At 45.6% G+C, this 23,792-nt stretch carries 21 protein-coding genes and 4 tRNA genes; 6 read left to right on the forward strand and 19 right to left on the reverse strand.

Translation table 11 applies throughout. From position 1 onward, the window contains the following. Window positions 1–22: 22 nt before the first annotated feature. The gene (locus BLT53_RS21245) at window positions 23–1,204 is read left to right on the forward strand and encodes an iron-containing alcohol dehydrogenase (RefSeq protein WP_090238436.1); all 1,182 of its coding nucleotides are present in this window, start codon (window positions 23–25) and stop codon (window positions 1,202–1,204) included. Between the two features lie 129 nt (window positions 1,205–1,333). Beyond that, window positions 1,334–2,365, forward strand: a complete 1,032-nt coding sequence (locus tag BLT53_RS21250) for an SDR family oxidoreductase (protein WP_090238439.1) — start codon at window positions 1,334–1,336, stop codon at window positions 2,363–2,365. A 53-nt stretch (window positions 2,366–2,418) separates the two neighbouring features. On the opposite strand, the gene BLT53_RS21255 is transcribed toward BLT53_RS21250, so the two are convergent. Continuing rightward, entirely contained in the window at window positions 2,419–4,569 is a 2,151-nt protein-coding gene (locus BLT53_RS21255; protein ID WP_090238441.1) for an Ig-like domain-containing protein, read from the reverse strand. A 242-nt stretch (window positions 4,570–4,811) separates the two neighbouring features. On the opposite strand from BLT53_RS21255, the gene BLT53_RS21260 reads away from it, so the two are divergent. Genes BLT53_RS21260 through menC form a run of 4 tightly spaced genes read left to right on the forward strand, consistent with a single transcriptional unit; the run spans window position 4,812 to window position 9,374 of the window. Continuing rightward, the gene (locus BLT53_RS21260; protein WP_244520529.1) at window positions 4,812–6,242 is read left to right on the forward strand and encodes a YfcC family protein; all 1,431 of its coding nucleotides are present in this window, start codon (window positions 4,812–4,814) and stop codon (window positions 6,240–6,242) included. An 18-nt stretch (window positions 6,243–6,260) separates the two neighbouring features. Beyond that, window positions 6,261–7,058, forward strand: coding sequence for a MurR/RpiR family transcriptional regulator (locus BLT53_RS21265; protein ID WP_090238444.1), 798 nt, complete (start codon window positions 6,261–6,263; stop codon window positions 7,056–7,058). 17 nt (window positions 7,059–7,075) lie between these two features. Then, complete coding sequence (locus BLT53_RS21270) at window positions 7,076–8,227, forward strand: M20 peptidase aminoacylase family protein (RefSeq protein ID WP_090238447.1); 1,152 nt, start codon at window positions 7,076–7,078, stop codon at window positions 8,225–8,227. A gap of 4 nt (window positions 8,228–8,231) precedes the next feature. Next, window positions 8,232–9,374: an o-succinylbenzoate synthase gene (gene menC, locus BLT53_RS21275; RefSeq protein WP_090238450.1), complete on the forward strand. Its 1,143-nt coding sequence runs from the start codon at window positions 8,232–8,234 to the stop codon at window positions 9,372–9,374. Between the two features lie 45 nt (window positions 9,375–9,419). Here menC and BLT53_RS21280 read toward each other — a convergent pair whose 3' ends face one another. The 18 genes from BLT53_RS21280 to BLT53_RS21365 all read right to left on the reverse strand — a co-directional run bounded on the left by BLT53_RS21280 (window position 9,420) and on the right by BLT53_RS21365 (window position 23,713). Continuing rightward, a complete protein-coding gene (locus BLT53_RS21280) occupies window positions 9,420–10,505 on the reverse strand; it encodes a sensor histidine kinase (RefSeq protein ID WP_090238452.1) in 1,086 nt (361 codons plus the stop codon). Further along, a complete protein-coding gene (locus tag BLT53_RS21285; RefSeq protein WP_090238455.1) occupies window positions 10,502–11,182 on the reverse strand; it encodes a response regulator transcription factor in 681 nt (226 codons plus the stop codon). Before BLT53_RS21285 ends, BLT53_RS21280 begins: the two co-directional genes overlap by 4 nt. 102 nt (window positions 11,183–11,284) lie before the next feature. Continuing rightward, window positions 11,285–12,100: an ABC transporter permease gene (locus tag BLT53_RS21290; RefSeq protein WP_090238457.1), complete on the reverse strand. Its 816-nt coding sequence runs from the start codon at window positions 12,098–12,100 to the stop codon at window positions 11,285–11,287. Next, window positions 12,097–13,101 (reverse strand): ATP-binding cassette domain-containing protein, encoded by a 1,005-nt coding sequence (locus tag BLT53_RS21295; protein ID WP_170834461.1) that lies wholly within the window; start codon window positions 13,099–13,101, stop codon window positions 12,097–12,099. Before BLT53_RS21295 ends, BLT53_RS21290 begins: the two co-directional genes overlap by 4 nt. 557 nt (window positions 13,102–13,658) lie before the next feature. After that, window positions 13,659–13,937, reverse strand: coding sequence for a YggT family protein (locus BLT53_RS21300; RefSeq protein WP_425284730.1), 279 nt, complete (start codon window positions 13,935–13,937; stop codon window positions 13,659–13,661). Window positions 13,938–14,253: 316 nt separating this feature from the next. After that, on the reverse strand, window positions 14,254–14,733 hold the full coding sequence (rlmH, locus tag BLT53_RS21305) for a 23S rRNA (pseudouridine(1915)-N(3))-methyltransferase RlmH (protein WP_090238463.1): 480 nt from the start codon (window positions 14,731–14,733) through the stop codon (window positions 14,254–14,256). A gap of 81 nt (window positions 14,734–14,814) precedes the next feature. Then, window positions 14,815–14,979 (reverse strand): CxxH/CxxC protein, encoded by a 165-nt coding sequence (locus BLT53_RS21310; protein ID WP_425284731.1) that lies wholly within the window; start codon window positions 14,977–14,979, stop codon window positions 14,815–14,817. Window positions 14,980–15,316: 337 nt separating this feature from the next. Then, window positions 15,317–16,525, reverse strand: a complete 1,209-nt coding sequence (locus BLT53_RS21315) for a S1C family serine protease (protein ID WP_090238468.1) — start codon at window positions 16,523–16,525, stop codon at window positions 15,317–15,319. Window positions 16,526–16,686: 161 nt separating this feature from the next. Next, entirely contained in the window at window positions 16,687–17,484 is a 798-nt protein-coding gene (locus tag BLT53_RS21320) for an MBL fold metallo-hydrolase (RefSeq protein WP_090238471.1), read from the reverse strand. 14 nt (window positions 17,485–17,498) lie between these two features. Beyond that, a complete protein-coding gene (locus BLT53_RS21325) occupies window positions 17,499–18,299 on the reverse strand; it encodes a two-component system regulatory protein YycI (RefSeq protein WP_090238474.1) in 801 nt (266 codons plus the stop codon). Continuing rightward, window positions 18,299–19,687, reverse strand: coding sequence for a YycH family regulatory protein (locus tag BLT53_RS21330; RefSeq protein ID WP_090238477.1), 1,389 nt, complete (start codon window positions 19,685–19,687; stop codon window positions 18,299–18,301). Before BLT53_RS21330 ends, BLT53_RS21325 begins: the two co-directional genes overlap by 1 nt. A gap of 3 nt (window positions 19,688–19,690) precedes the next feature. Then, complete coding sequence (walK, locus tag BLT53_RS21335) at window positions 19,691–21,535, reverse strand: cell wall metabolism sensor histidine kinase WalK (RefSeq protein ID WP_090238480.1); 1,845 nt, start codon at window positions 21,533–21,535, stop codon at window positions 19,691–19,693. Window positions 21,536–21,539: 4 nt separating this feature from the next. Beyond that, window positions 21,540–22,244: a response regulator YycF gene (gene yycF, locus BLT53_RS21340; protein WP_090238483.1), complete on the reverse strand. Its 705-nt coding sequence runs from the start codon at window positions 22,242–22,244 to the stop codon at window positions 21,540–21,542. A gap of 172 nt (window positions 22,245–22,416) precedes the next feature. Further along, the gene (locus BLT53_RS21345; protein WP_090238486.1) at window positions 22,417–22,995 is read right to left on the reverse strand and encodes a glycerol-3-phosphate acyltransferase; all 579 of its coding nucleotides are present in this window, start codon (window positions 22,993–22,995) and stop codon (window positions 22,417–22,419) included. Window positions 22,996–23,158: 163 nt separating this feature from the next. After that, window positions 23,159–23,234 (reverse strand) — tRNA-Phe (locus BLT53_RS21350). Window positions 23,235–23,389: 155 nt separating this feature from the next. Continuing rightward, window positions 23,390–23,465 (reverse strand) — tRNA-Asp (locus tag BLT53_RS21355). Window positions 23,466–23,548: 83 nt separating this feature from the next. Further along, window positions 23,549–23,623 (reverse strand) — tRNA-Glu (locus BLT53_RS21360). A gap of 14 nt (window positions 23,624–23,637) precedes the next feature. Continuing rightward, window positions 23,638–23,713, reverse strand: a tRNA-Lys gene (locus BLT53_RS21365). Window positions 23,714–23,792 lie beyond the last annotated feature (79 nt).

Below are 23,792 nucleotides of genomic sequence, written 5' to 3' on the forward strand. Positions count from 1 at the left end.
AAAAGAAAGGGGACGACTACGAATGAATGCAGCAAAGCTGGTGTTTACACCATTAAGCTATATTGGCTGGGGAGCGTTAAAGGAACTGCTGCCCGAAGTTAAAAAATACGGTCCGAAAAAGATTCTTGTGGTTACGGATCCGATGCTCGCCAAAATTGGGTTGACCGAAAAGATCACCGGCCCGCTCGAGGAACAGGGCTATTCTGTCACCCTGTACACAGAAGTTGTACCGGAGCCGCCTGTTGAAGTGGGAGAAAAGCTCGTGTCGTTCACTCGGGAAGGCGGCTTTGACATGGTGATCGGGGTTGGCGGCGGAAGTGCACTCGATTTGACCAAGCTGGCTGCCGTTCTCGCTGTTCACGAAGGTCCTGTCACGGATTATTTGAATTTAACGGGTACAAGACCAGTAGGGAAAAAGGGACTGCCAAAGATCCTTATTCCAACCACTTCCGGAACCGGTTCAGAGGTGACCAACATTTCCGTTCTGTCGCTTGAAACAACAAAAGACGTGGTCACCCATGATAATCTCCTTGCCGATGCAGCGATCATCGACCCTGCACTAACCCTTTCCGTACCGCCGAAAGTAACAGCTGCGACCGGGATTGATGCATTGACACATGCGGTGGAAGCTTATATTTCCGTTAACGCCAGCCCGACGACAGACGGGTTAGCTCTGCAGGCAATTCGCCTAATATCCCGTTCCCTTCGCCGCGCTGTTGAAAACGGCAACGATGAACAAGCGAGGATTGACATGAGCAACGGAAGCTATATCGCCGGTCTTGCCTTTTTCAATGCCGGAGTCGCCGGTGTTCATGCGCTTGCCTATCCGCTCGGCGGCCAATTCCACATTTCTCACGGCGAGTCCAATGCTGTACTGCTGCCTTACGTGATGGGTTATATCCGAAAAAGCTGTGTCACACGCATGGGTGATATTTTAAATGCACTTGGCGGCAACTCCGCCTTTTTGTCTGATGAAGAAGCGTCGTACCGATGCGTTGAGGAACTGAAGCGCCTGGTGAGCGATGTGGGTATTCCCAATACACTATCAGGTTTTGATGTTCCCGAATCTGCGCTTGAGAGCCTGACACAGGATGGTGTGAAACAGAAAAGAATACTGGCCCGAAGCCCGCTTCCCCTCCTGGAAGACGATATCCGGAACATTTACCAATCTGCCTTTGATGGTGCAATAATAGAGCCTGAATAACAAATACTAGCCCCCAAGAAGCCTGGACAATGTCAGGCTTCTTTTTAATGAATACAAGCTTTCATGATTGGCCCGTTAGCCCATCGGGTAGAGGTTAAGGTGTCTATTCTTTTAAGAGGAGGGAACATGATGGCAATTTCGTTAAAGAAAATGAAGCATCAGGTTGTGGTCATTACCGGCGCATCCAGCGGCATTGGGCTCGCGACGGCAAGAATGGCCGCCTCAAAAGGAGCAAAAGTGGTGCTGGCAGCCCGGAATGAAGCGGCTCTTCAGCAGCTGGCAGAAGAACTGAGAAACAAGGGCTGCCCCGCTGCCTATGTTGTAGCAGATGTAGGTAATGAGAAGGATGTACGCAAAATCTCCGACACCGCACTGAGTGAATTTGGCCGGTTTGATACATGGGTCAACAATGCCGGGGTATCGATCTTTGGCAAAGCCATGGACGTCAGCATCGAAGACATGAAACGGATGTTTGAGACGAATTTCTGGGGCGTGGTGTACGGATCGAGAATAGCCGTGAAGCATTTTACCGAAAGAGGTGTTCCCGGAGCGTTGATCAACGTGGGAAGCCTGTTCGGCGACCGTGGGGCTGTCGTGCAGTCCACCTATTCCGCAGCAAAATTTGCGCTGCACGGCTGGACCGAGAACCTGCGTATGGAACTGGAAAAGGATAAGGCGCCCGTCTCTGTGACCTTAATTCATCCGGGCAGGATCGATACCCCGTACAACGAGCATGCCATGAGCTATCTGGACAGGCAGCCTGCACACATCGGCATGATGTACGCTCCTGAAGCGGTGGCAGATGCTATATTGTACGCAGCCTCCCATCCAACGAGAGACATGTTTGTCGGATCCCAGGCGAAGCTTACCGCGGCATTGGGAAAACTCGCTCCCCGCATGATGGACAAATGGATGGAAGCGACCATGTACCGTACACAGCATGATAACCGGCCGTCCAACTCTCGTGAGGAAAGCGGACTGTATCACCCCGGATACGGCATGCATGAGCGGGGCACCAATACCGGCTGGGTCCGCAACCGAAGCTGGTACGTCAAAGCCTCCAAACACCCGATGCTCTCGGCCATGGCATTAACCGGCATTGGAATGTATGTCTGGAATATGTCAAAGAATCATAAAAAAGAGCAAGTACCTTATTCTTAGAGATCAATAGAAAAAGGAGACCAAATCTTGGATTCGGTCTCCTTTTTTAAATTCTATTTCTTAGAAAAGTTCACCTTTTCCAACCCTGCAATACCAATTTCATCTCCGGTTTTAAGTGTTGCGGTTACACTGGTAACTCCACCATCTTTAGTCGAATTGGCCAGTAATTCATTTACAATGGCATAATCTTTTCTAAACACAAAGAAATTCCCAAACTCGTCTGGTGTAGTAAATTTGTAGCGCCCTGGAGCAATGTCCTTGCCGACGATCCAATAGCCTGAACTAAAGGATTTCACCTTCGCATGAGAAACTTGAGTAAACTGTACACTTTCCAATCCAGCTATTTCGATTTTGTCTCCGGATTTAATATCTGTGGTAACCACTGTTACCCCAAAATCCTCGTCTTTACTGGATAGTATTTCGTTAATGTCACGATTGCCGCCCGTATTAATAAATAAATTTCCAAAACCCGATTTTGTTGTAATCCTGTACCTTCCCGCCTTAATGTCCGTACCTGCCTTCCATTTGCCAGTACTCAAGCTTTTAACATAAGGCACCGTAATGGCCGCTGTTGTTGTTTTTCCGTTGGTTGAAGAAGCTGTAATTTTGGCACTTCCTGCTCCTACTGCAGTGACTTTTCCCTTGCTGTCCACTTTTGCAACTTTCGAATTGGAAGATTTCCACTTTAGTGTTTTATTAGTCGTGTTGCTCGGGCTTACGGTTGCAGATAGGGTAATGGATTTACCCTTGTTCAGAGTGACTCTGCTTTTGTTCATCTTGACGGATTTCGCCAGAATCGGAGCATTCACGGTAACTTTAATCTTAACTGGCTTTGCGTCTTTCACACTTGCAGTGATGGTCGCACTGCCTTTTTTCTTACCGGTTATTTTCCCTTTGCTGTCGACAGTCGCAATTCTCGTATTGGATGATTTCCATGTTACTTTTTTATCTGTGCTGTCAGTTGGAAGAACAGTCGCCGTCAGCTGGGCGGTTTTTCCTGCCGTTACAGATAATTTTGTTTTATTGACTTTGATCGTTTTGGTAGAAACCGTTACTGCTACCTTTTTGGAAAGCTTGGAATTGTCTTTTGCCGTCGCTGTAATGGTAGCCGATCCATTGGCAATCCCTTTAATGCTTCCTTTTGTATCTACCGTTGCCACTTTTGCATTGGAACTTTTCCATACTAGCGTTTTATTTGCAGCATTTGTTGGCGTTACAGTTGCGGTTACTTTTACTGTTTGTTTCTTCGTGATATTAAGCTTATCTTTACTTAACTTTAAACCTGAAGGAATAACCCTGACGGTTACATTGATGCTTTTCTTCACCGATGGATTGCCTTTTGCTGTTGCTGTAATAGTGGCTTTTCCCGCTTTGATCCCTTTTACATTTCCCTTGGCATCCACTGTTGCCACTTTTGAATCGCTGCTCTTCCAGCTCACTTCTCTATTTGTTGCTGAAGAAGGGTTAACGGTGGCTTTTATTGGGAGAACTTGATTGACCATGAGGGAAAGACCAGATGTACTCATTGTAAGGCTTTGCGGTTGAATAACTTTTTGAAAACTCATGGTTCCTTCTAATGCCGAAAGATAAACCTTGTCCCCTTTGATGAATGAATACTCCAAAGGAGCGTCGTCAAAAAACAGGCTGTATCTTTCCTTTTCGATATACGTGCTGTCGAATATCGTAATATAAGCGGAATCACGGGCATCTGCAGGCTGGTCCGTTTTTAAACGGTAAGTCCCTTCCGGAATGTCGGTTCCTACCTCATAATAACCAGCAGATACCTTTGTTAAGTCCGGTTTGGAAACAGGATGCACTTCAACAGTGGATTCCTCATTATGTACATAAATCCATACAGAGTCACCATTCTTTAAATTGGCTGTAAATCGGCCGGAGTAATCACTGTCAATCGTTTCGTATACAACATCTCTGTCTTCACCATTCACATTACGTGTCACATCCACAATCGCCGTTCCTTCGGGAATATGAAACTCGGTAAGCCCCGCAGGTATTTCATTTCCAACGGTGTAGGTTCCGCTTTTTAATGATGGATAGCCTGCCGCTTGTGCTACATTTCCAAATGCAGCGGTTAATACTAGGGCCATCATTATGACTACCCTAACCCAAAACCCTTTTTTCATGGATTGCTTCTCTCCCTTTTCGTTTAAATCACTAACAGGCGTAAAGACCCAATTACCAATCATATTGAGACTTTTATCCTATCTCACTTACTAATAATGTAATAGATTGGTACATTTAGTCAATTAAAATTATAAATTTAATAGCCGATGTTTTGCGGTAAATTCGTGCATCCGACAAATAAAATAATTTTTTTCATTTATTTTGGTTGAAATAAACGAAAAGGTTTATTAAAATTAAAACTAATTTCTAAATAGTCTAAAAATTGATTTATTTAGACAAAAACAAGCCAAGGGGGAAAGCGGTCATGAAGTTAAAAATGCAGCCAGAGGTGAGTTTTGAAAAAAAGGAAAAAAGGGTTCAACGTCCAGATGCCTATGTACTGATGTTTATCATTGCACTACTTGCAGCCATATGCTCCTATGTTATTCCGGCAGGATCATTTGAACGAGTTGTTAAAGGAGAGATAACTTCTGTAGTACCCGGCAGCTACAAATTAATTGAACAAACTCCTGTAGGTATCGTTCAATTTTTTTCCGCCATACCAGAAGGGATGACGGCATCTGCCTCCATTATTATTTTGGTCCTCTTTACAGGCGGAACGATTGCCATCCTTGAAAAAACAGGGGCAATCAACAGCCTCATCCATTCCGTCGTTGATAAATTTAAAACAAGACAACTGCTATTTATTGCAGCGGTTGGGCTATTATTCTCTCTCTTAGGCACCACCGGAATTGTTGTGAACTCAGTTATTGGATTTATCCCCCTTGGCTTAATTGTGGCAAGAGCTCTCAAATGGGATGCCATGGTAGGAGCTGCTGTTATTTATTTAGGTACATATGCAGGGTTTAATGCTACCATCCTGTCTCCTACTCCTCTCGGCCTTTCCCAAAAGATGGCGGAGCTCCCTATGTTCTCTGGAATGGGTTTACGGGTGATATGTTACCTTGCCTTCGTGGCCGCCACTGTAGGTTATCTGTATTTTTATTCAAAAAAACTGCAAAAAACAAACAAGAGTCTTTTAGGCGATGAGTGGTTCCCTGACAAAAATACGAAAAGTGGTTCGGGCAGCCTGGAGAAGATCACTTTTCACTGGAAGCAAAAACTGATCTTGGCCGTTACCGCACTCGCTCTCATCGGTTATGTTTTTGGAGCATTTAAACTTGGCTGGACAGACACAGAAATGGCAGGAATTTTTATTTTCATCGCGATTATTGCAGGAATCATCGGAGGTTTACAGATTAATGACATTGCCAAAACCTTCCTGGGCGGCTGCCAAAACCTTGTCTATGGTGCCTTAATTGTAGGGATGGCAAGATCCATTTCGGTCGTCCTGCAGGAAGGAAACATGTTGGATACGATCGTAAACTCACTTGCAAATTTGCTGCATGGGTTAAATCCAGTATTTGGTGCAGTTGGAATGTATCTATTAAGTGCCTTTTTACATTTCTTTATTTCATCTGGAAGCGGAGAAGCTGTTGTACTGGTCCCTATTCTCACACCGCTTGCTGACTTAATGCATATTACGCGTCAGGTTGCTGTACAAGCCATTATGCTTGGCGAAGGAGTGGTTAATTCCTTTAATCCGACGTCTGGTGTACTAATGGGTGTGCTGGCTGCCAGCGGAATCCCTTATACCAAATGGCTTCGCTTTGTTCTTCCTCTCGTTGCCATGTGGTTTGTTATTGGTCTGGTCATTATTATAATAGGAGTAATGATAAACTGGGGACCATACTAAAAACGATGAGGGTGTTTTATGAATTATTACGAGCGGACAAAAGATAACTATCCAAGATTAACAAAAGGGTTAAAAAAAATTGCAGAAGCACTGATGGCAAATCCTATTATTTTTGCTACTTATACTGCAAAAAAGAATGCAGAAACATTAGACGTGAGTGAGACTATGGTGATTCGGTTTTGTAAAGCTCTTGGATATCACGGATATCAAGAGCTCCAAGCCGATGTTCAATCCTCTCTATTATCCCTGCAGCCAGTTTCTACTGATTTATTTGAAACCGAAGACCATTCCTTCGGGAGCATTATGAATGTAGATGCTCAAAATATCCTTCACGCCGCATCACAGACAAACTGGAGCGATGTTGAAAGTGTCGTCGAGCAGCTCCTGTCTGCAAAAGAAACAAAGATCGTAGGGTACTATCACTCTTTTTCATATGCTCATTGGTTTTCTTTTATTTTAAATAGTTTATTGAATAACGCCACGCTCTACAGACCTGAAACCGATACAGGTCTCAGGAACAAGGGGAAAGAGTATTGTGTTGTCATCTTTTCCTATTACCGGTATGCTCTGGAATCCATTCGAATTGCAGAAGAAGCAAAGGAAAATGGAAATACGGTGATTATCATTACGGACTCCTTGCTTTCTCCGATCTGCCATTTGGGTGACTATGTATTATCCATCCAAATTGCACAAAAATCGATACTGGAGAAAGGACCTGTCACATTCTCCCTATTAAATTCCATTCTTCTTCATATTGCCAATAAGACAAACAATACAGAGTTAGTAAATCCGATCAATAAGTACTACATTAAATAAAGAAAGGGATGGCCATGATGCAAACTGAAACTCGACCTTCATCGGACACGTTTAAAGAGAAAATCTATGAAACGTTTGATCATCTTCATAAACATCCAGAGCTTAGCTGGGAAGAGAAAGAAACCACGAAATTCGTGGAGCAAAAGCTAAAAGACGCGGGGTGTCACCGGGTCATTACATTCGATGACTGCACCGGTGTGGTAGGAGATATCGGCAATTTCAGCGGAGATTGCCCCATTATCGCCATTCGTGCGGACATGGATGCCTTATACCAAGAAGTGGACGGTAAAATGCAGGCCAATCATTCATGTGGGCATGATGCTCATATGACACTGGTTTTAGGGGTGCTCTACAGCATCAATAACAATGAGCTGCTTAAAAAAAGGATTGGTGTACGCTTCATTTTCCAGCCGGCAGAGGAAGTTGGAGCAGGAGCATTAAAGCTGGTTGAAAAGGGAGTTGTCGATGAGGTGGATTACTTATATGGTGTCCATCTGCGTCCGATCCAAGAGCTGAGATCGGGCTTTGCCTCTCCCGCTATTATCCATAGTGCAACCCGCTCAGTTCAATTTGAGATTGATGGTGAAGATGCCCATGGCGCAAGACCGCATTTAACCCAAAATGCGATTGAAATCGGCGCCTATATTATGAACGCCCTTCATTCCTTGTATTTTGATCCTACGATTCCACACTCAGCCAAGGTCACACGGTTTATCTCCGGAGGAAAGAATACCAATATTATTCCTGGCAAAGCCTCTATGGCCATTGATATGAGGGCCCAAACGAATGGGCTCATGAAGGAGCTGCATCAACGAGTGCTTGAGATTATTCACAATGCGCAGGAAATATTCAGAACCCCCATTCATATTACGGACGATTACGGCATTGTCGCTGCCGAATCGAGCGAAGGCGCCCAGGAAATTGCAGCAAAGGCCATTGAAAAGGTATTAGGTTCAGAGAAGCTCGCAGAAGGCATCATCACTCCTGGAGGAGATGACTTTCATTATTATAAAGTCAATGTCCCCCGCCTGAAGGCCACCATGATTGGATTAGGTTGTGACCTGCAGCCTGGCTTACATCACCCTGACATGCAGTTTGAGGTCGATTCCTTATTCAATGGGATTAAAATTTTCACCGAAATTTTGAAAATACATAGCGTGGAGGATTGATAAAATGGAATCTGTTCATATCAGTCAAGTGATCTTGCATATTATTGATGCATCCTTAAAAACCCCCTTTACCACAAGCTTTGGAACCATGGAATCAAAAGAAGTTTGTATCGTTGAAGTGATCGATCAATCCGGTATATCCGGATGGGGAGAAACGGTAACCAGCAATGACCCTGACTACAATGAGGAAACAACGTTTACGGCCGTTCACACCTTGAAGAAGTTTCTTATTCCGGCCGTGTTGAACCGGGACATCACCCATCCTAATGAAGTATTTAATCAGTTTAAATTCATCAAGAGAAATCATATGGCAAAAGCGGCCATTGAAACAGCCATATGGGACGTATTCGCAAAGAAAAATGAAAAGCCATTATATGAGATAATGGGCGGTGTAAAGCAGCAGATTGAAGTAGGAAAGAGCATCGGCATCCAGAAAACTCCTGACCATCTTGTTGATCGGGTGGAGCAGTTTGTAAATGAAGGATTTAAAAAAATTAAAGTGAAGATAGCTCCAGGGTTCGATTCCGAATATTTGAATGCGGTACGCAAAAAATTTCCCGACATTCCTTTAATGGCAGATGCCAATTCTGCCTATTCCCTTAAAGATATGGAAGATTTAAAGAAACTGGATGATTACCGTTTAATTATGATAGAACAGCCTCTGGCTCACGACGACATCATTGATCATGCCCATCTCCAAAAAAATATAGAGACTCCTATTTGTCTGGATGAAAGCGTTTATAGTTTTGAAACGGCAAAAAAAGCAATTGAACTTGGCAGTGGCCGTATTATTAATATCAAAATTGGCAGAGTTGGCGGTCTGGGAGAAGCCATTAAAATTCATGATCTGTGCCAGGAACACAATATTCCTGTATGGTGCGGCGGAATGCTTGAAACCGGAATTGGACGGGCGCACAATATACAAATCACCACCCTTCCTAATTTCACGATTCCAGGGGATACCGCCCCTTCCCAGCATTATTGGGAGGAAGATATCATCAGCCCGGAAGTGGTGATGGATCAAGGCATCATTCATATTCCCCAAGGAACCGGTATCGGATACGAAGTAGATCGAAAGAAGATTAATAAAAAGTTAATCACTTCCATCAATTTTGTAGAAGAAAAAAGCCTTGCGGGCAGTTTTTAAAGCATAAGAAAAACCATGGTTCAAAAAATTTGAGCCATGGTTTTTTTAGATACTTAGCTGTCTGGGCTTTAATTCCACGGTAACCTTCGTCCCTTTTCCGGGCTCGCTTTCAACGTGTATACTGCCGTTGTGTAAATCGATGATTTTTTTAACGATGGGAAGCCCAAGTCCGCTGCCCCCGTATTTTCGGTGGCGGGACTGATCGGCTTTATAAAACCGCTCAAAAATATGTAGGAGTGCCTCCTGGTTCATGCCGATTCCTGTATCTTTAATTTCTACGATCAGCAAATCGTCTTCCTTTTTAAAAGCTTCTACTGCAATCGTCCCTTTTTCCGGTGTGAATTTGATGCTGTTATGAATAAGGTTAATCCATACTTGGTCCATTAAATCCTGATCCGCTGTGATCGACAGATGTTCAAGGTCAATCTCCATGTTGATTTCTTTCTCTGACCATTGCGGTTCGTTAGCCAGAATGATGCGGCGAATTTGGTGATCCAGCCGGTATTCCTTCAACTCAAAGGGCGGGTGTTCGGACTCCAATGAAGTGAGCTTTAAAAGATTATCGCTTAATCTGGAAAGCCGTATACTTTCGGTTTCGATGATGTCCAAGTAGTGTTTGCGTTCGTCATGGCCCAAATTCTCGTTCTTGAGCGCATGGGCAAATCCCATAATGGATGTTAGAGGAGACTGAATTTCATGGGAAACATTCGAGATAAACTCCTGCCGCATTTCTTCCATCTTCCCCAGCTTTTCCGCCATTTCGGTAATGCTCTCAACGATTCTGGAATAAGGGTGCTCGTTGCGGCCGCCGCCCATTTGCTGCGTATAAAAGGAGAGATCGATATTAAAGTTTCCTTCAGCCATCATTTTCATGGCGTTAATCAGGGGATGCAGAAATTTCTCCTGACGGGCCCTGACCCAGGGTATTCGGGTAATCAAATAGACACCACATCCAAAAATAAAAAACCCCAGCAAGGAATTACTAACCTGTCTTATAAACTCATGAGGGACAACATCAAATCGTCCGTAAACATAACCAGTCAGCCAATAGGCACAAGACCAGCTAATGAATAAGGCAATAATAACAGCCAGAAAGCCGAAGATTCGTTTTAACCATTCCGGTAGCTTCATGAGCCAGCCTCCAGGCGGTAGCCCAGTCCGCGGACAGTGGTGATTTTAAACGGACAATCCCCATCGGAAAACCGCTGCCGCAATCGCTTAATATGGACATCCACTGTGCGTTCATCACCGGCGTAGTCAAAGCCCCAGATGTCTTCAATTAATTGTTCTCTGGAAAAGATTTTTTGCGGATGAGAGGCGAGCATAAATAAAAGCTCAAACTCCTTTAGCGGCAAATCAATGGACTCTTTGCCCAGTAGGACTTTATTCGTGTCGCGATTGATCAGCGCATCGCCAATTTCAATCCGGTTGGAAAGATTAATCTGATACCGTTTCAGCAGGACTCTCACCCGTGCGGCCAGTTCCGCTCCGGCAAAAGGCTTCACCAGGTAATCATCTGCACCAAGGTCAAATCCTTTAACTTTTTGAGCGGTTTCTCCTTTGGCCGTTACCATTAAAATCGGAAGCTTATCCGAATAATAGGTGCGTACTTCCTGACAAAATGCATAACCATCCATATTCGGCATCATGATATCAAGAATGATCAGATCTATTTTATGTTTCTCAAGCAAGGAAAGAGCGGCTTCCCCATCATTTGCCTCTACCGTGGATAAGCCTTCTTTTGCGAGAATGACATGGATTAATTCCCGGATATGCGGGTCATCATCTACAATTAATATTTTTGCCATGGTTTTCATTCCTTTTATAACAAAATAGTGAGAACCGCCATTTCAAAGGGTAGTTCTCACCTATTCGCTGATCTTTATTTTAGCATTTCCATTCTTTATGCACTATGCACGCCGCATGTAGGCACGAACGGTGATCGGAGCAAAAATCGCTACGATGACGGCCGCTCCAATAAGGGAGATCGTGAAGTCCCATCCCACTGTTCCGGAGTTGGTTAACTCTCGTACAGCGGTCACCAGGTGCGAGATGGGATTAATTTTCACAAACCATTGAAGCAGCTTAGGCATGGTTTCTGCCGGCACAAAGGCGTTCGAGAGAAACGTGAGCGGAAACAGAACAAGCATCGAAATCCCTTGTACGCTTGAAGCGGTACGTGAAATCACTCCAAAGAAAGCAAAGATCCAGCTCATGGCCCAGGAACAAACGATGACGAGAAGCCCGGCAACAACGACTGCGCCTAATCCACCCTCAGGACGGAGTCCCATCACATAGCCCATGGAAAACGTGAGTACCGTTGCGATCGTATAGCGTATGGTATCCGCCAGCAATGCTCCCGCTAACGGGGCGATACGGGCGATCGGCAGCGACTTAAACCGGTCGAATACGCCTTTATCCATGTCCTCCCGCAGCTGTACGCCTGTCACGATAGAGGTGGTGATCACCGTTTGGACGAGGATCCCCGGAATGATAACAGGTAAATAGTTTTGTACATTCCCCGAGATCGCTCCGCCAAAAATATACGTAAACATGAGCGTAAAGATAATCGGCTGAAGCGTGACATCAAATAGCTGTTCGGGTGTACGTTTAATCTTAAGCAGGCCTCTGTAAGCCATGGTTAACGAATTTCTCACGGATTCCCGAAAGCTGGTTTTCCTGCGAAGCTTTCGTTCATGAGGTGCTTTTATCGTTGTGCTGCTCATGCCAACTCCTCCTTTTTCACCGGTGTATGGGATGCCGCATTTTGACCCGTGATCGACAGGAATACTTCATCCAGCGTTGGCTTTTGCACACTTAGTTCCTCCAGTTTAATACCGGCCTCTCTCAGAGTGATCAACAAATCCGTCACCCGGTCCGCATCAGCCATCGGTGCGGTGATCTTTCCGCCTTCCGCTGTTACCGCAGACTGGACGTTAAGCACACGTTCCACAATCAATCGGGCGTTGGACAACGATTGTTCGTTTTGAATGCTTAAATGCAGGGAGGAGGTGCCGACTGATTCTTTCAGGTCATTCACTGTACCTTCTGCCACAACCCGGCCATGATCAATCACTGCGATTCGGTCGGCCAGTTCATCCGCTTCCTGAAGATACTGCGTCGTCAAAAGGACTGTTGAACCTTCCTTTACTAACCGGCGGATCGTATCCCACATCTGGTTACGCGTCCGCGGATCAAGTCCTGTCGTAGGTTCATCCAAAAAAATGAGTGGCGGCTGGGCAATAAGACTTGCAGCCAAATCCAGTCTGCGGCGCATACCACCTGAAAAATGTTTAAGCGGACGTTTTGCCGCTTCTGTTAGACCAAACTCCTCCAATAATTCCTTCGCTTTGCGCTTGGATTCTGCCCGGCTCAGCCCCAGCAAACGGGAAAAGATGACCAGGTTCTCTGTCGCACTGAGTGACTCATCAACGGACGCATACTGACCCGTCACCCCGATCAACTGGCGAACAATCTGCGGATCTTTTGCCACATCATAGCCGAAAATTTTTGCTGAGCCTGCATCCGCCTTAAGCAGGGTTGCGAGCATCCGGATTGTCGTCGTTTTCCCCGCTCCATTGGGGCCAAGCACGCCATAGATGCTGCCCGCACGAACATTTAAATCCACACCATCCACCGCACGGTTATCTCCAAACACCTTAACCAAACCATGCGCTTCCACAGCCAAGTCTTTATGATCTATTCTTTTATCGGTAAATTGATTCAATGTGAATCCTCCTTCTACTCTGTAACTGATTTATGAAGGTAATGATAAAGGATGAATGTGAACTGAGTGTGAACTGTTGGGAAAATAAAAATTTGAGGAACAATTTGTGCTCCACTTGCAGAATCTATATTTTTGGTCTTTTGGAAAATGTATTTATGGCTCATCAGATAATGCTTATTAATTTACATCTTTTTGGAGTTATCTTCCAATACAAAAGGTGCTTTTCTTTTGTACTGACTCAGAGTTGAATCAGTCTTTCAAAGAGCGTTTGAAAAATTCTGTTCCTTATGAGGAATTATCGCCTAAGGTAGAGGTGGCAGCGGAGGATTGGGGGAAATATTAGTATTAACGGTAATTCTGAGAAGGCTGAGCAAATAAGGCTTGCTATCAAATTCAGTCTTTGGAGCATACTCACTGAGAAGTGTTTAAATGGACGCGTGGTCTTGGTTGCTATTTTAGCAGGTTCCAAAGTTTTCGCCTCGAGCAGAAGGTGCATAAGAAGGCTGCCTAAAAAACTAAAGAAAAAGAGCTGCAGAACAGCTCTTTTTTTCATGCATTTATGAAAACATGCCTACAACCTGGCCCAGGCCAGCCAAAGCAAAACCCCCTAAGAATCGATAAGCAATTAAGGCGATGAGCACCGATATATCAATGACACCAAGCGGCGGAATAAAGCGCCGAAATAACCCAAAGTAAGGTTCCACTAGTTTACCAATCCACATTCCCATCGTGGTTGCATGAAATTGAGGGAACCAGGAACCGATAATGAATATGATCATCAACCAGTAATAAATATCGTAAATGTATTGTCCTGCTTGTAAAATGATAGACCCCACTTTTTTTCTCCCCATCTATTACGATTTTGGCTCTTTATTTCTTTGTTCTTTACTGCATAAACGGATAAGACTCAAAAAGGTTTCATCTTTTCTTATTGAAAACGTCCCATCGTTTCAAAGGCCATACAAAAACATTTCCTATCCCTCTTAACCGACCAGGACATTAAAACTATTACCCAGCTGGCGAAAAGAGTCAAAAAAAGATAACAGCACCCGATTGAGTGACAATCAAGGTGCTGTTTTTCTTTGAATTTTAAAGGTGTTATTAATCTATGGGGTGCGAAGTAAGAGAAAAGGAAAAGGCCAGTCAGGACTGCTACTTATGATAAGGCTCCCCCCGGTTAATCCGAAACGCCCGATATATCTGCTCTACCAGCACTAGCTTCATGAGCTGATGTGGATAGGTGATCCTTCCGAACGAGATCTTCTCATTCGCCCGTTTCATCACTTCATCACTGAGTCCCAGTGAGCCGCCAATGACGAAGGCCACTTTGCTTTTTCCGTAGGTGGCCAGCTGATCGAGGTTTTTCGCCAAATCTTCTGAGGAAATCAGCTTTCCTTCAATCGCCATGGCGATGACATGGGCGTCCTGCGGAATTTTGGCCAGGATGCGGTCACCTTCTGCTTTTTTGACGAGCTGCATTTCCTGGTCGCTCAGGTTTTCGGGTGCTTTTTCATCCGCTACTTCGACAATGTCGATTTTTGCGTAGGGTCCAAGCCGTTTCACATACTCGTCAATTCCCATTTTTAAATACTTTTCTTTCAGTTTGCCAACCGTTACAACTAAGATATTCACAGGGGAAAACTCCTTTTATAAACAACTTATCCACAAAAGTTATCCACATATGCACAAAATCTATCCACATTTAGTATAGGATCACTCGTTCGATACTTTATATATGGCCTTTTTTTCGCAATATGTACAGGTTGTTGATAACTTTTCTCCTTCTGTTAATAATTCCAGGTTCGGGTAAATTTCCAATTCATCGATCAATTCGTCGATTCCGATATCCACATGTTCATCACAGCAATATTTCTTCAAAATCATTTCTCCTTATCCACAAGATACTCTCCTGATATTTTAACACAAAGCTACCATTTGCTATTCTGTTGATTTTATAGACAAAAAAAGGGGCTGCGTGAAAGTCAAAAATTGACCTTCACACAGCCCTTTTGCGAGAAAAAGGCCTCCATGTAAAGTTGATTGTAGTGGAAGGTGCGTGACAGGTGAGACTCCCGCAGGCGCTTGCGCCAAAAGGTAGGCGTTCATGCCGGTAAGGCTCACCGCACGCCCCGCGAAAGTAGGCGCTCGCGCCGGTAAAAGCGAGCGGCCTGGAACGAAAATCAACCACTTCCAGACTTCTTGGACAGCCCCTTTCTTATGATGATTTTTGCATCGCCAGTTTCACGGTGACGTTTTTCTTTTTGCCTTTGCTGTAATAAGTGATATCGAGTTTGTCTCCGACCTTTTTCTTGTAGAGGGCTTTACGAAGCTCCAGCGGAGATCCGATTTTCTTGCCGTCAAACTCTGTGATCACATCCATTTCTTTAATGCCTGCGCGGTCAGCTGGTGACAATGGTTCAACATCCATGACCACGACTCCTGAATTCACGCTGGATGGCAGCTTCAATGTGGTTTGACGGTGATAGCTGCTGACCTGTGACAGCGGGATCGGTCCTACACCAAGGAACGGACGCTTCACTTCACCATATTTCTCAAGGTCACTGATGATCGGCTTGGCGGTATCGGCAGGGATTGCAAACCCGATTCCTTCTACTTCCTCCTGGGCGATCTTACTGGAGTTGATGCCGATAACCTGTCCTGCAACATTGATGAGGGCACCACCGCTGTTACCAGGGTTGATTGCTGCATCGGTCTGGATGACTTCCGCCTGCCAGTCCGGGTTGCCGTCTTCATCAATATCAACCGGCATCGTACGGTCGGCACTGGAGACAACACCCTGTGTAACAGAACCTGGGAACGTACCGAGCGGGTTCCCGATTGCAATCGCCGGTTCACCCGGCTTCAATGAGCTTGAGGAACCGAATTGTGCGACATCCTTCACTTTGCTTCCGTCCACTTCCACCACCGCAAGGTCCATCAGCGGATCGGTTCCACGAAGTGTCCCTTTCAGCTTCGATCCGTTGCTCAAGGTCACTTCGAGACGGGAGGCATCTTTTACCACGTGATTATTCGTTACGATGTACGCTTTTCCGCCTTCTTTTTTATAAATAACGCCTGAGCCTGAACCGGCAGCCTGCTGCTTTCCGCCCTGGTTCCAGAATTGGCCCTGCTGGATGTTCAGGACTTCCACCACGGCATCTCTTGTTTTTGCGACAGCATCTGTCACATTATCGGTGACATTGACCTTCACGTTTTTCGTTATGCCGCTTTCTTCTACTCCTCCATTATTGTTGGAACTGGAGTAATTCTCAGGCAGCAGCCCCATGCCACCGAGAGCTGGAACCGAAAATAAGATTAGCAGACCGCCAAGGATAGCACCCACAAGGGCCGCCAGCAAAAAACCGCCGCGGTTTCCTTTTTGCCTTTTGGGACCGGATTCATAATCATCATCGTAATAGCCCATTTCCTGCTTCACCGTTCCTTTCACGAGTATAATAAGTGCTGTAATGTAATTTAATTATAAAAAATTAGCACCACGGCTTAAAAATTATGGGTAATTTTTCACACTTTTCCACACTTATGTTATTGCCCTAAATTCTTGAGCTTAAACAGAAAAAAAACCGACTAAACCAATACAAGTTCAGTCGGCACTGTGGCATCCGTATGATGAAGCTGAAGATCTTCACCAATCACAAATCCTTTGCCTTCAAGGGTTTGCTTTACAGCCAGGTGGGCAATGTCTTTCATGTTGTTGTCTTTGCTTAGGTGAGCCAGATAGATGCGCTTTGTCTGGTCGCCGATCAAATCGTTAAGCGCATAGCCGCAATCTTCGTTGGAGATGTGCCCGTGATCGCCCAAAATCCTTCTCTTAATGTTCCATGGGTAACGGCCCATCATCAGCATGTTAATGTCATGGTTCGACTCCATAACAAAGGCGTCACTGTGCTTTGTGATCCCCTTCATTCGGTCACTGACATAGCCGGTGTCCGTCATGAGCGTCAGCTTCTTCCCCTCATGATGGAACACGTAGAACATGGGCTCTGCCGCGTCATGGGACACACCAAAGGATTCTACCTCCAGATCACCGAACGTCTTCACACTTTCCATTTCAAACTCAAATTTTTGCTCTGAATCTACTTCACCGATCAATCCGTTCATCGCTTTCCACGTTTTGGCGTTGGCATAAACCGGCAGTTTATACTTTCTTGCCAGAACGCCAAGCCCTTTTATGTGGTCGCTGTGCTCATGGGTGACGAGAATCCCGTCAAGCTGATCCAGCTCACAGCAGCCCGCCTTTTCAAATAAGAGTTTCATCTGCTTTGCGCTCAAGCCGGCATCCACAAGGAGACGTGATTTCCCCGTTTCCACATATATCGCATTTCCTGTACTGCCGCTTGCCAGCACGCTAAATTGCAAACTCATGGGTATAGTCCTTTCTATTGTCCTTTGTCCACTTCCTGCACCGAACTGTCTGTGGCATTGACGAAGAAATGGTCGTTTTGGGTTTCAATGGACCAGGTCGGTGCATACACCTGCACATTTTCCACGTTTGCCAGACTATAGTAACCAAGGACAATCTTTTGAATTTTATCACCGATCGATAAATAGTTGTTTCTGTAGAGTTTCTCGATGGCTTTCATTGGCGGTATGATTTCTTGCTTTGTACCCTGCCGGTAGACAGAAATAAACGTTTGGGTGTACCGGGTCAGGTAGCCTTTGTCATTCCATTCAAACATGACCATCCCGCTCGGACGGCTCGAATCGTCTGCGGTATTAAAGAATATCGGTTTTCCCTGGTACACCTGCGTGAACCAGATTTTACGATTCTTTGTATCTTTCTTATAAAACTGGTATTCGTTGCCACGGTACACGTTATCTTTCAAAAATTGGCTCGCATCGCGGGTCAGGTCGTCCTTATCCAGCTCCAGCGGCTTCTTCAGATCAAAAATAAGCGTGGTGTCCGTGCTGTTCTTGTTCAGCTTGCTTGTCTTGGACTTAATCTCGTTTTCCGAGAATGGTGCCCGCTGTCCGCTGATAAGCGTCTGCTTCCCATCATAGCTTTTTGGAAGACTGTCTTTGTATTTGATGTTGTTGTCTTCGAGCTGCTTTTCAAGTGTCGGATTAAAGATGGTATCCAGTTTGCTTTTCGCCAGTTTCTGGGACAGCTGATAGCCGAGGAAGATGTTCAAAATCAAGAACGTTAAGATAAAAATGGTTTTTGTTTTTTTCCAATCCATCAGCTCTCTCCCCCAGGCTTGTTGCTGTCATGAAACAATGGCTGCCAGTCATGATTGGGGCCATAGTTCACAAACCACGCAGGCTTAAGCAGATATACATTGTCCTGTCCCTTCTCATGGCTCATATCATATCCGACGGCCAGTTTGTTCACAAGGGACATGTCATATTCCTTCAGTGCCGCTTTGATCTGTTCGGCCCCCTGAAGCCGGACCTCTCTCGGCTTAAATGAATTCTCATCGATCACAAGCTCGACCATGGACCGCTGATAATCATTCAGTTCATTGTTTGTCCAGTCCAGCCGCATCTCCATATTGCCTCCAATGATCGGGATTCCCCTCACAAAAGGAAGAAAGGCAACAGATCCGCTCGAAGGGTCCAAGTTATAGAAGTAGTAAGGATTTCCCCAGCCCGCATGGTTGTTGATGAAGTCCACACTGTTAAACAGCGGGCTTCTTGTTTGCTGGGTAATATCCTCATCCGGCTCCTGGGCAAAGTTCGTATACTTAATGCGGTTTGCCGTGCGGTTAATATCAAGTGCCGAGTTTTCATCGGTATAATAGTCTCCGGTATTTCCGCTTTTTACCGTGCTTGGATCCGGGAACAGCGCATTTTTGTACCGGTCGATGGTATCTTCATTCACTGTACGGGCCAGGTAGCTGTAGGAATTCAGCGTGAAGCTTTGCTTAGGAAAATAGAAACGGCGCGACACTTGTGTTCCTTCATTCGTACCGCTTTCCACATTAAACGGTTCGTATTCCAATACACCCGTTTTCGCATCGTTGATGATATTTTTTAGCGAATCAAACGGGAAGGTGGTGCTCGCCGTAATCATCTTTCTTTGAGAATAGGAGATGATATGGGCTTCCACCTCATTGGTATCTTTCTTGTAAAAGATCACCCGGTCCGCGGAAGGAATGGCAAAGGAACCGCCGGATGAAGCCATATTGAAAATCTGGCTGTAAATATCCGATGTCATATCTGTCGGATAGACGACTTCGATGTATTCCTTCTGCCTCAATTCCTCATCCACGCCGTTAAACGGGCGGGTTTTCGTATCAAAGAACTTCGTGTTATCAAGCATTTGGTTGATGCGAGAGATGAATTTGTCATTAGCCGGCATTCCACGGTACGAATTTTTGTCATAAAAAATGACCTGGCTCGGACGGATCACATCCGTCACTTTTTTCGTATCCGTCACTTCTTCTTTTTTCACCGTCCGGGTGTCCTCAATGGCTGCATAATTGGGTTTCAGCGTCCAAAGGCTCCAAGTGAGAACAAGGCTCAGCGCAATCAGAAAAACAAGCACGACCGACTTGATTACCTCAAAATTCTTGTAAACCGACTTTACGGTAAATTTAATAGCATTGAAGATTTTTCTCCACGGCATATGTTACTCCCCCTTTACCTTTTTTAAAGGAAGGGTAAAATGGATTGTCGTTCCCTGGCCCCATTCACTCTCAGCCCAGATGTCCCCGCCGTGGGCGAGCACAATTTCCTTGGTAATCGCGAGGCCGAGGCCTGTACCCCCTAAATCTCTGGATCGGGCGCGGTCCACCCGGAAAAATCGGTCAAAGATTTTAGACACGTTGTTTTTCGGAATGCCGACCCCCTGGTCCGCAATGCTTACTTTTATTTTTCTGCCGTGAAGGGAAGCAGATACCGAAATGGAGCCTCCTTCAGGCGAGTATTTAATTGCATTTGAGATGACGTTATCAACCACTTGTGTCATCTTGTCGGTGTCGATCTGCACCATAATTTTACGCTCCGGCAGGTTCCTTATAAAATGAAGGTGCTCGTGCTGCAGCATTTCAAACCGGTCGATAATGTCCTGCAAAAACTGGACAAGGTCGGTTTGAACAAAATTAAACTTGTAATCCTTGCTGTCCATTTTGGATAGCTGCAAAAGGTCGGTCACCAGGCGGATCATCCGTTCGGTTTCATTTTGCGTTACCTCCAAAAAGCGGGGAGCGATGTTCTCATCCTGCCATGCCCCTTCAGCCAGTGCTTCGAGATAACTCCTCATGGTGGTCAATGGGGTACGAAGCTCATGAGATACATTGAAAACAAACTCTCTGCGCTCATTTTCAATCTGCTCCTGCTCGGTTACGTCATGCAGAACGGCGATCAGACCGTTAACCGGTCCGCCTTCCTTCTGGATCACAGAGAAATTCGCACGCAGTACGTAATGAACCTTATCCGTGCTGAAATCAAGAAGCATGCTCTCATACTCATTGTACAGCTCGTCCCATGTATACTGGTCGTTCAGCCGGAGCAGCTCCAGCAGGGAATTGCCGAGTGCGTGCTGGCGTGAGATGTTCAGCATCTCCTCAGCCCGGTCGTTCATAAGGATAATGCACCCATCCCGGTCAGTGGCGATTACGCCATCGGTCATATACGTCAAGACCGAACGAAGCTTTCGCCTTTCGCTCTCAGTAATGGCTGTCGCTTCCTGCAGCTTTCGGGTCAGGTCATTGAACGTCATGGAAAGCTGACCGATTTCATCATCGCCATACACCTGTACCTTACGCGAAAAGTCACCTCTTGCCATTACAAGGGCCTGCTTACGCATGTCGGCCATCGGGCGTGTGATTGTCCGCGCAAGAAAAATACCGAGTATCGCGGTTATTACCAGGGCAATAACGGTACCGGTTGTCAAAATTTTATTAATATCACTGATTTGCTTATACACGCTCTCAATCGATGATTTGACATAAATCGCGCCAAGAACCTGTTTATTCTTGTCCACTTGCTGATCCTTGCCGACAATAATAGGCTTGGCCCAGACAATGACACGCTGATTCGTTGCGCGGTCATACATCTCGGATTGATCCTGGGTTCCGTTTAGAGCCAGCTTGATCTTGCTGTTCGTGCTGACCTGGCCGATCAAATTCTTGCTGTCGCTGCCAATGACTACACCGTCTTTGTTCAACACAAGAACGGACTTGATGTTTTCATCCTTGGTTTCATTGATCAGCTGGGCGATATCCGTTGTCAAATTGCTGTTGCCATCTTCTGTCGTTTCCTTCATCTGCTGAGCATCAAGAATCTTCTGCTCTGCGTTAAACTCAAAGAAATCCAGATTGTTTTTTAATGCACTGATATAATTTTCCTTTAAGTTGTTTTCAAGGTTGTTGATGAAGTAAACGCTGATGACCTGCATGGCGATCAAAATGAGCAAAACATAGATCAATACAAATTTAACGTGTATTGATCTGAAAAAGCCTACCTTATCCATTTGTCTACTCCTGATCAGGATTTCGTAAGTAATAGCCCACGCCGCGTCTCGTTATAATCCAAAGAGGATGGCTTGGGTTGTCTTCCACTTTTTCGCGGAGACGGCGGACGGTCACATCCACAGTCCGGACATCGCCAAAATAGTCGTACCCCCATACGGTTTGAAGCAAATGCTCCCGTGTCATGACTTGTCCAATGTGCTTGGCCAAATAATACAGAAGCTCAAACTCCCGGTGTGTAAGCTCAATGGATTCCCCGCGCTTGGTCACAAGGTACGCATCCGGATGAATGGTGAGCGAACCAATGATAATCTCGTTGTTCTCATCCACTTCACGCTCTGTCTCCTGCTGATGGCGGCGCAGGTTCGCCTTTACACGGGCAATCAGCTCGCGCGTGCTGAACGGCTTGGTTACATAATCATCAGCCCCAAGCTCAAGTCCAAGGACCTTATCAATCTCCGAGTCTTTCGCCGTCAGCATGATAATCGGCGTATCGTACTTTTTCCGGACCTCACGGCAGACTTCCATTCCGTCCTTCATCGGAAGCATGATATCCAGAAGAATCATGTCCGGCTTCTCACTCTCTATCTTTTCGATCGCCGATACACCATCATACGCACAGGTGACCTGGAAACCTTCTTTCTCCAGATTGAACTGCAGAATATCTGCAATCGGCCTCTCGTCATCTACTACAAGAATCTTTTTGTCCATCCGGTAGTCGCTCCTTTTTGGAAACCGTTAATTTTTAGTATCTATATAGATCATTGGATTGGATAATTTTTGGCATGTCTACCCTTCATTTTACCACAATATCTAAATTCTCCATAACGTCAGACTTCTAGTTAAAATGGAATAATCCTCCTTTTCTTTAAGGAGGACCATTTTAAGGTTTCCCTGTCATTCGCAGGGCCAAATCCTCTTTTTGGACATAAACCACCAGCACCGAAATGATCAGCAGCAGCAGGGCCAGGGTAAGCACTTGATGGAACGCAAAATGCGCAACCGGCACGGCCAAAAAGGTCACCAGCCCCGCTACGGTCAAGCTCCTGCGTACCGCAAACAAAACAAGAAACAGACCTGCTGCAGCCGCGGCAATCCGCCAGTCAAACACAAGAATTCCGCCGATAAAGCAGGCGACGCCTTTGCCGCCATGAAACTTCAGGGTGATCGGCCACAAATGCCCCACAATCACCATAAAAAAGGAAGCCAGCTGAAGGGCAGGGGAGAAGCCGAATGATTTGGCGAGCTGCACAGCGGCTGCCGCCTTGATCAGGTCGCCGGCAAGCGTCAAAATAAAACCCCATGGCCCAATGACGCGCCCTGCATTCCGTGCGCCAATATTGCCGGTGCCTTCCTTTCGAAGGTCGATCCCTTTTAACCATTTGGCCACCAGATACCCCGTCATAATGTTGCCGATAAAATAACAGCTCACCACGTACAGCACGATGTATACCGTCCCCATGCCTGTCACCCCTCCGTGCGAATTTTCTTAATCTATTCTATGGGCGGGGCCCTCTGCACGTGTAACTTTTAAAAAAATGTAGTAAAAAAGCATGCAGAACGGTAGCTGCATGCCTCTTGTGTCATGATCGTTTTAGGAATAGTAAATTGTTTTGCAAGTAAAATGGTGGCTCGAGACGGAATCGAACCGCCGACACGAGGATTTTCAGTCCTCTGCTCTACCGACTGAGCTATCGAGCCAAGATTTAGTATTTCTGTCCGTCGGTTTCCTGTCTCTTCCTCTGCTAGTGGAAGCTGACGTTGTGTATCCGTCGAGACAACTCGCTGCCTTTTCACGATGCATTGCTCGTGACTGAACTATCCAGCCAAGATTTAGTATTACTATGAGAAAAAAATGGCGGACCCGACCGGGGTCGAACCGGCGATCTCCTGCGTGACAGGCAGGCATGTTAACCACTACACCACGAGTCCAGTGAAACAATCTATAGTAAAGAGTTTTTCTTACAGGTTTTTTATGAAATAAAAAACTTGTATTTTTATTTCATAAAAATACTTGGTGACCCGTACGGGATTCGAACCCGTGTTACCGCCGTGAAAGGGCGGTGTCTTAACCGCTTGACCAACGGGCCACTTGTAAGAAAAATGGTGAGCCATGAAGGACTCGAACCTTCGACCCTCTGATTAAAAGTCAGATGCTCTACCAACTGAGCTAATGGCTCTTGATGTATATTTCTGTCCGTTGGTTCCCTGTCTCTTCCTCTACTAGTGGAAGCTGACGTTGTGTATCCGTCGAGACAA

This window comes from Fictibacillus solisalsi (assembly GCF_900103485.1).
GTDB classification, from domain to species: domain Bacteria; phylum Bacillota; class Bacilli; order Bacillales; family Fictibacillaceae; genus Fictibacillus_C; species Fictibacillus_C solisalsi.

Excerpts from the sequence above, each read along its gene's own strand:
- BLT53_RS21345 (WP_090238486.1), bottom strand. The coding sequence starts at position 22,995 with ATGGGGACGGTATACATCGTGCTGTACGTGGTGAGCTGTTATTTTATC.
- BLT53_RS21250 (WP_090238439.1), top strand. The coding sequence starts at position 1,334 with ATGGCAATTTCGTTAAAGAAAATGAAGCATCAGGTTGTGGTCATTACC.
- BLT53_RS21290 (WP_090238457.1), bottom strand. The coding sequence starts at position 12,100 with ATGAGCAGCACAACGATAAAAGCACCTCATGAACGAAAGCTTCGCAGG.
- BLT53_RS21315 (WP_090238468.1), bottom strand. The coding sequence starts at position 16,525 with ATGGGCTATTACGATGATGATTATGAATCCGGTCCCAAAAGGCAAAAA.
- BLT53_RS21245 (WP_090238436.1), top strand. The coding sequence starts at position 23 with ATGAATGCAGCAAAGCTGGTGTTTACACCATTAAGCTATATTGGCTGG.
- BLT53_RS21330 (WP_090238477.1), bottom strand. The coding sequence starts at position 19,687 with ATGCCGTGGAGAAAAATCTTCAATGCTATTAAATTTACCGTAAAGTCG.
- menC (WP_090238450.1), top strand. The coding sequence starts at position 8,232 with ATGGAATCTGTTCATATCAGTCAAGTGATCTTGCATATTATTGATGCA.
- BLT53_RS21265 (WP_090238444.1), top strand. The coding sequence starts at position 6,261 with ATGAATTATTACGAGCGGACAAAAGATAACTATCCAAGATTAACAAAA.
- yycF (WP_090238483.1), bottom strand. The coding sequence starts at position 22,244 with ATGGACAAAAAGATTCTTGTAGTAGATGACGAGAGGCCGATTGCAGAT.
- BLT53_RS21320 (WP_090238471.1), bottom strand. The coding sequence starts at position 17,484 with ATGAGTTTGCAATTTAGCGTGCTGGCAAGCGGCAGTACAGGAAATGCG.
- BLT53_RS21285 (WP_090238455.1), bottom strand. The coding sequence starts at position 11,182 with ATGGCAAAAATATTAATTGTAGATGATGACCCGCATATCCGGGAATTA.
- BLT53_RS21255 (WP_090238441.1), bottom strand. The coding sequence starts at position 4,569 with ATGATTGGTAATTGGGTCTTTACGCCTGTTAGTGATTTAAACGAAAAG.
- walK (WP_090238480.1), bottom strand. The coding sequence starts at position 21,535 with ATGGATAAGGTAGGCTTTTTCAGATCAATACACGTTAAATTTGTATTG.
- BLT53_RS21270 (WP_090238447.1), top strand. The coding sequence starts at position 7,076 with ATGCAAACTGAAACTCGACCTTCATCGGACACGTTTAAAGAGAAAATC.
- BLT53_RS21280 (WP_090238452.1), bottom strand. The coding sequence starts at position 10,505 with ATGAAGCTACCGGAATGGTTAAAACGAATCTTCGGCTTTCTGGCTGTT.
- BLT53_RS21325 (WP_090238474.1), bottom strand. The coding sequence starts at position 18,299 with ATGGATTGGAAAAAAACAAAAACCATTTTTATCTTAACGTTCTTGATT.
- BLT53_RS21260 (WP_244520529.1), top strand. The coding sequence starts at position 4,812 with ATGAAGTTAAAAATGCAGCCAGAGGTGAGTTTTGAAAAAAAGGAAAAA.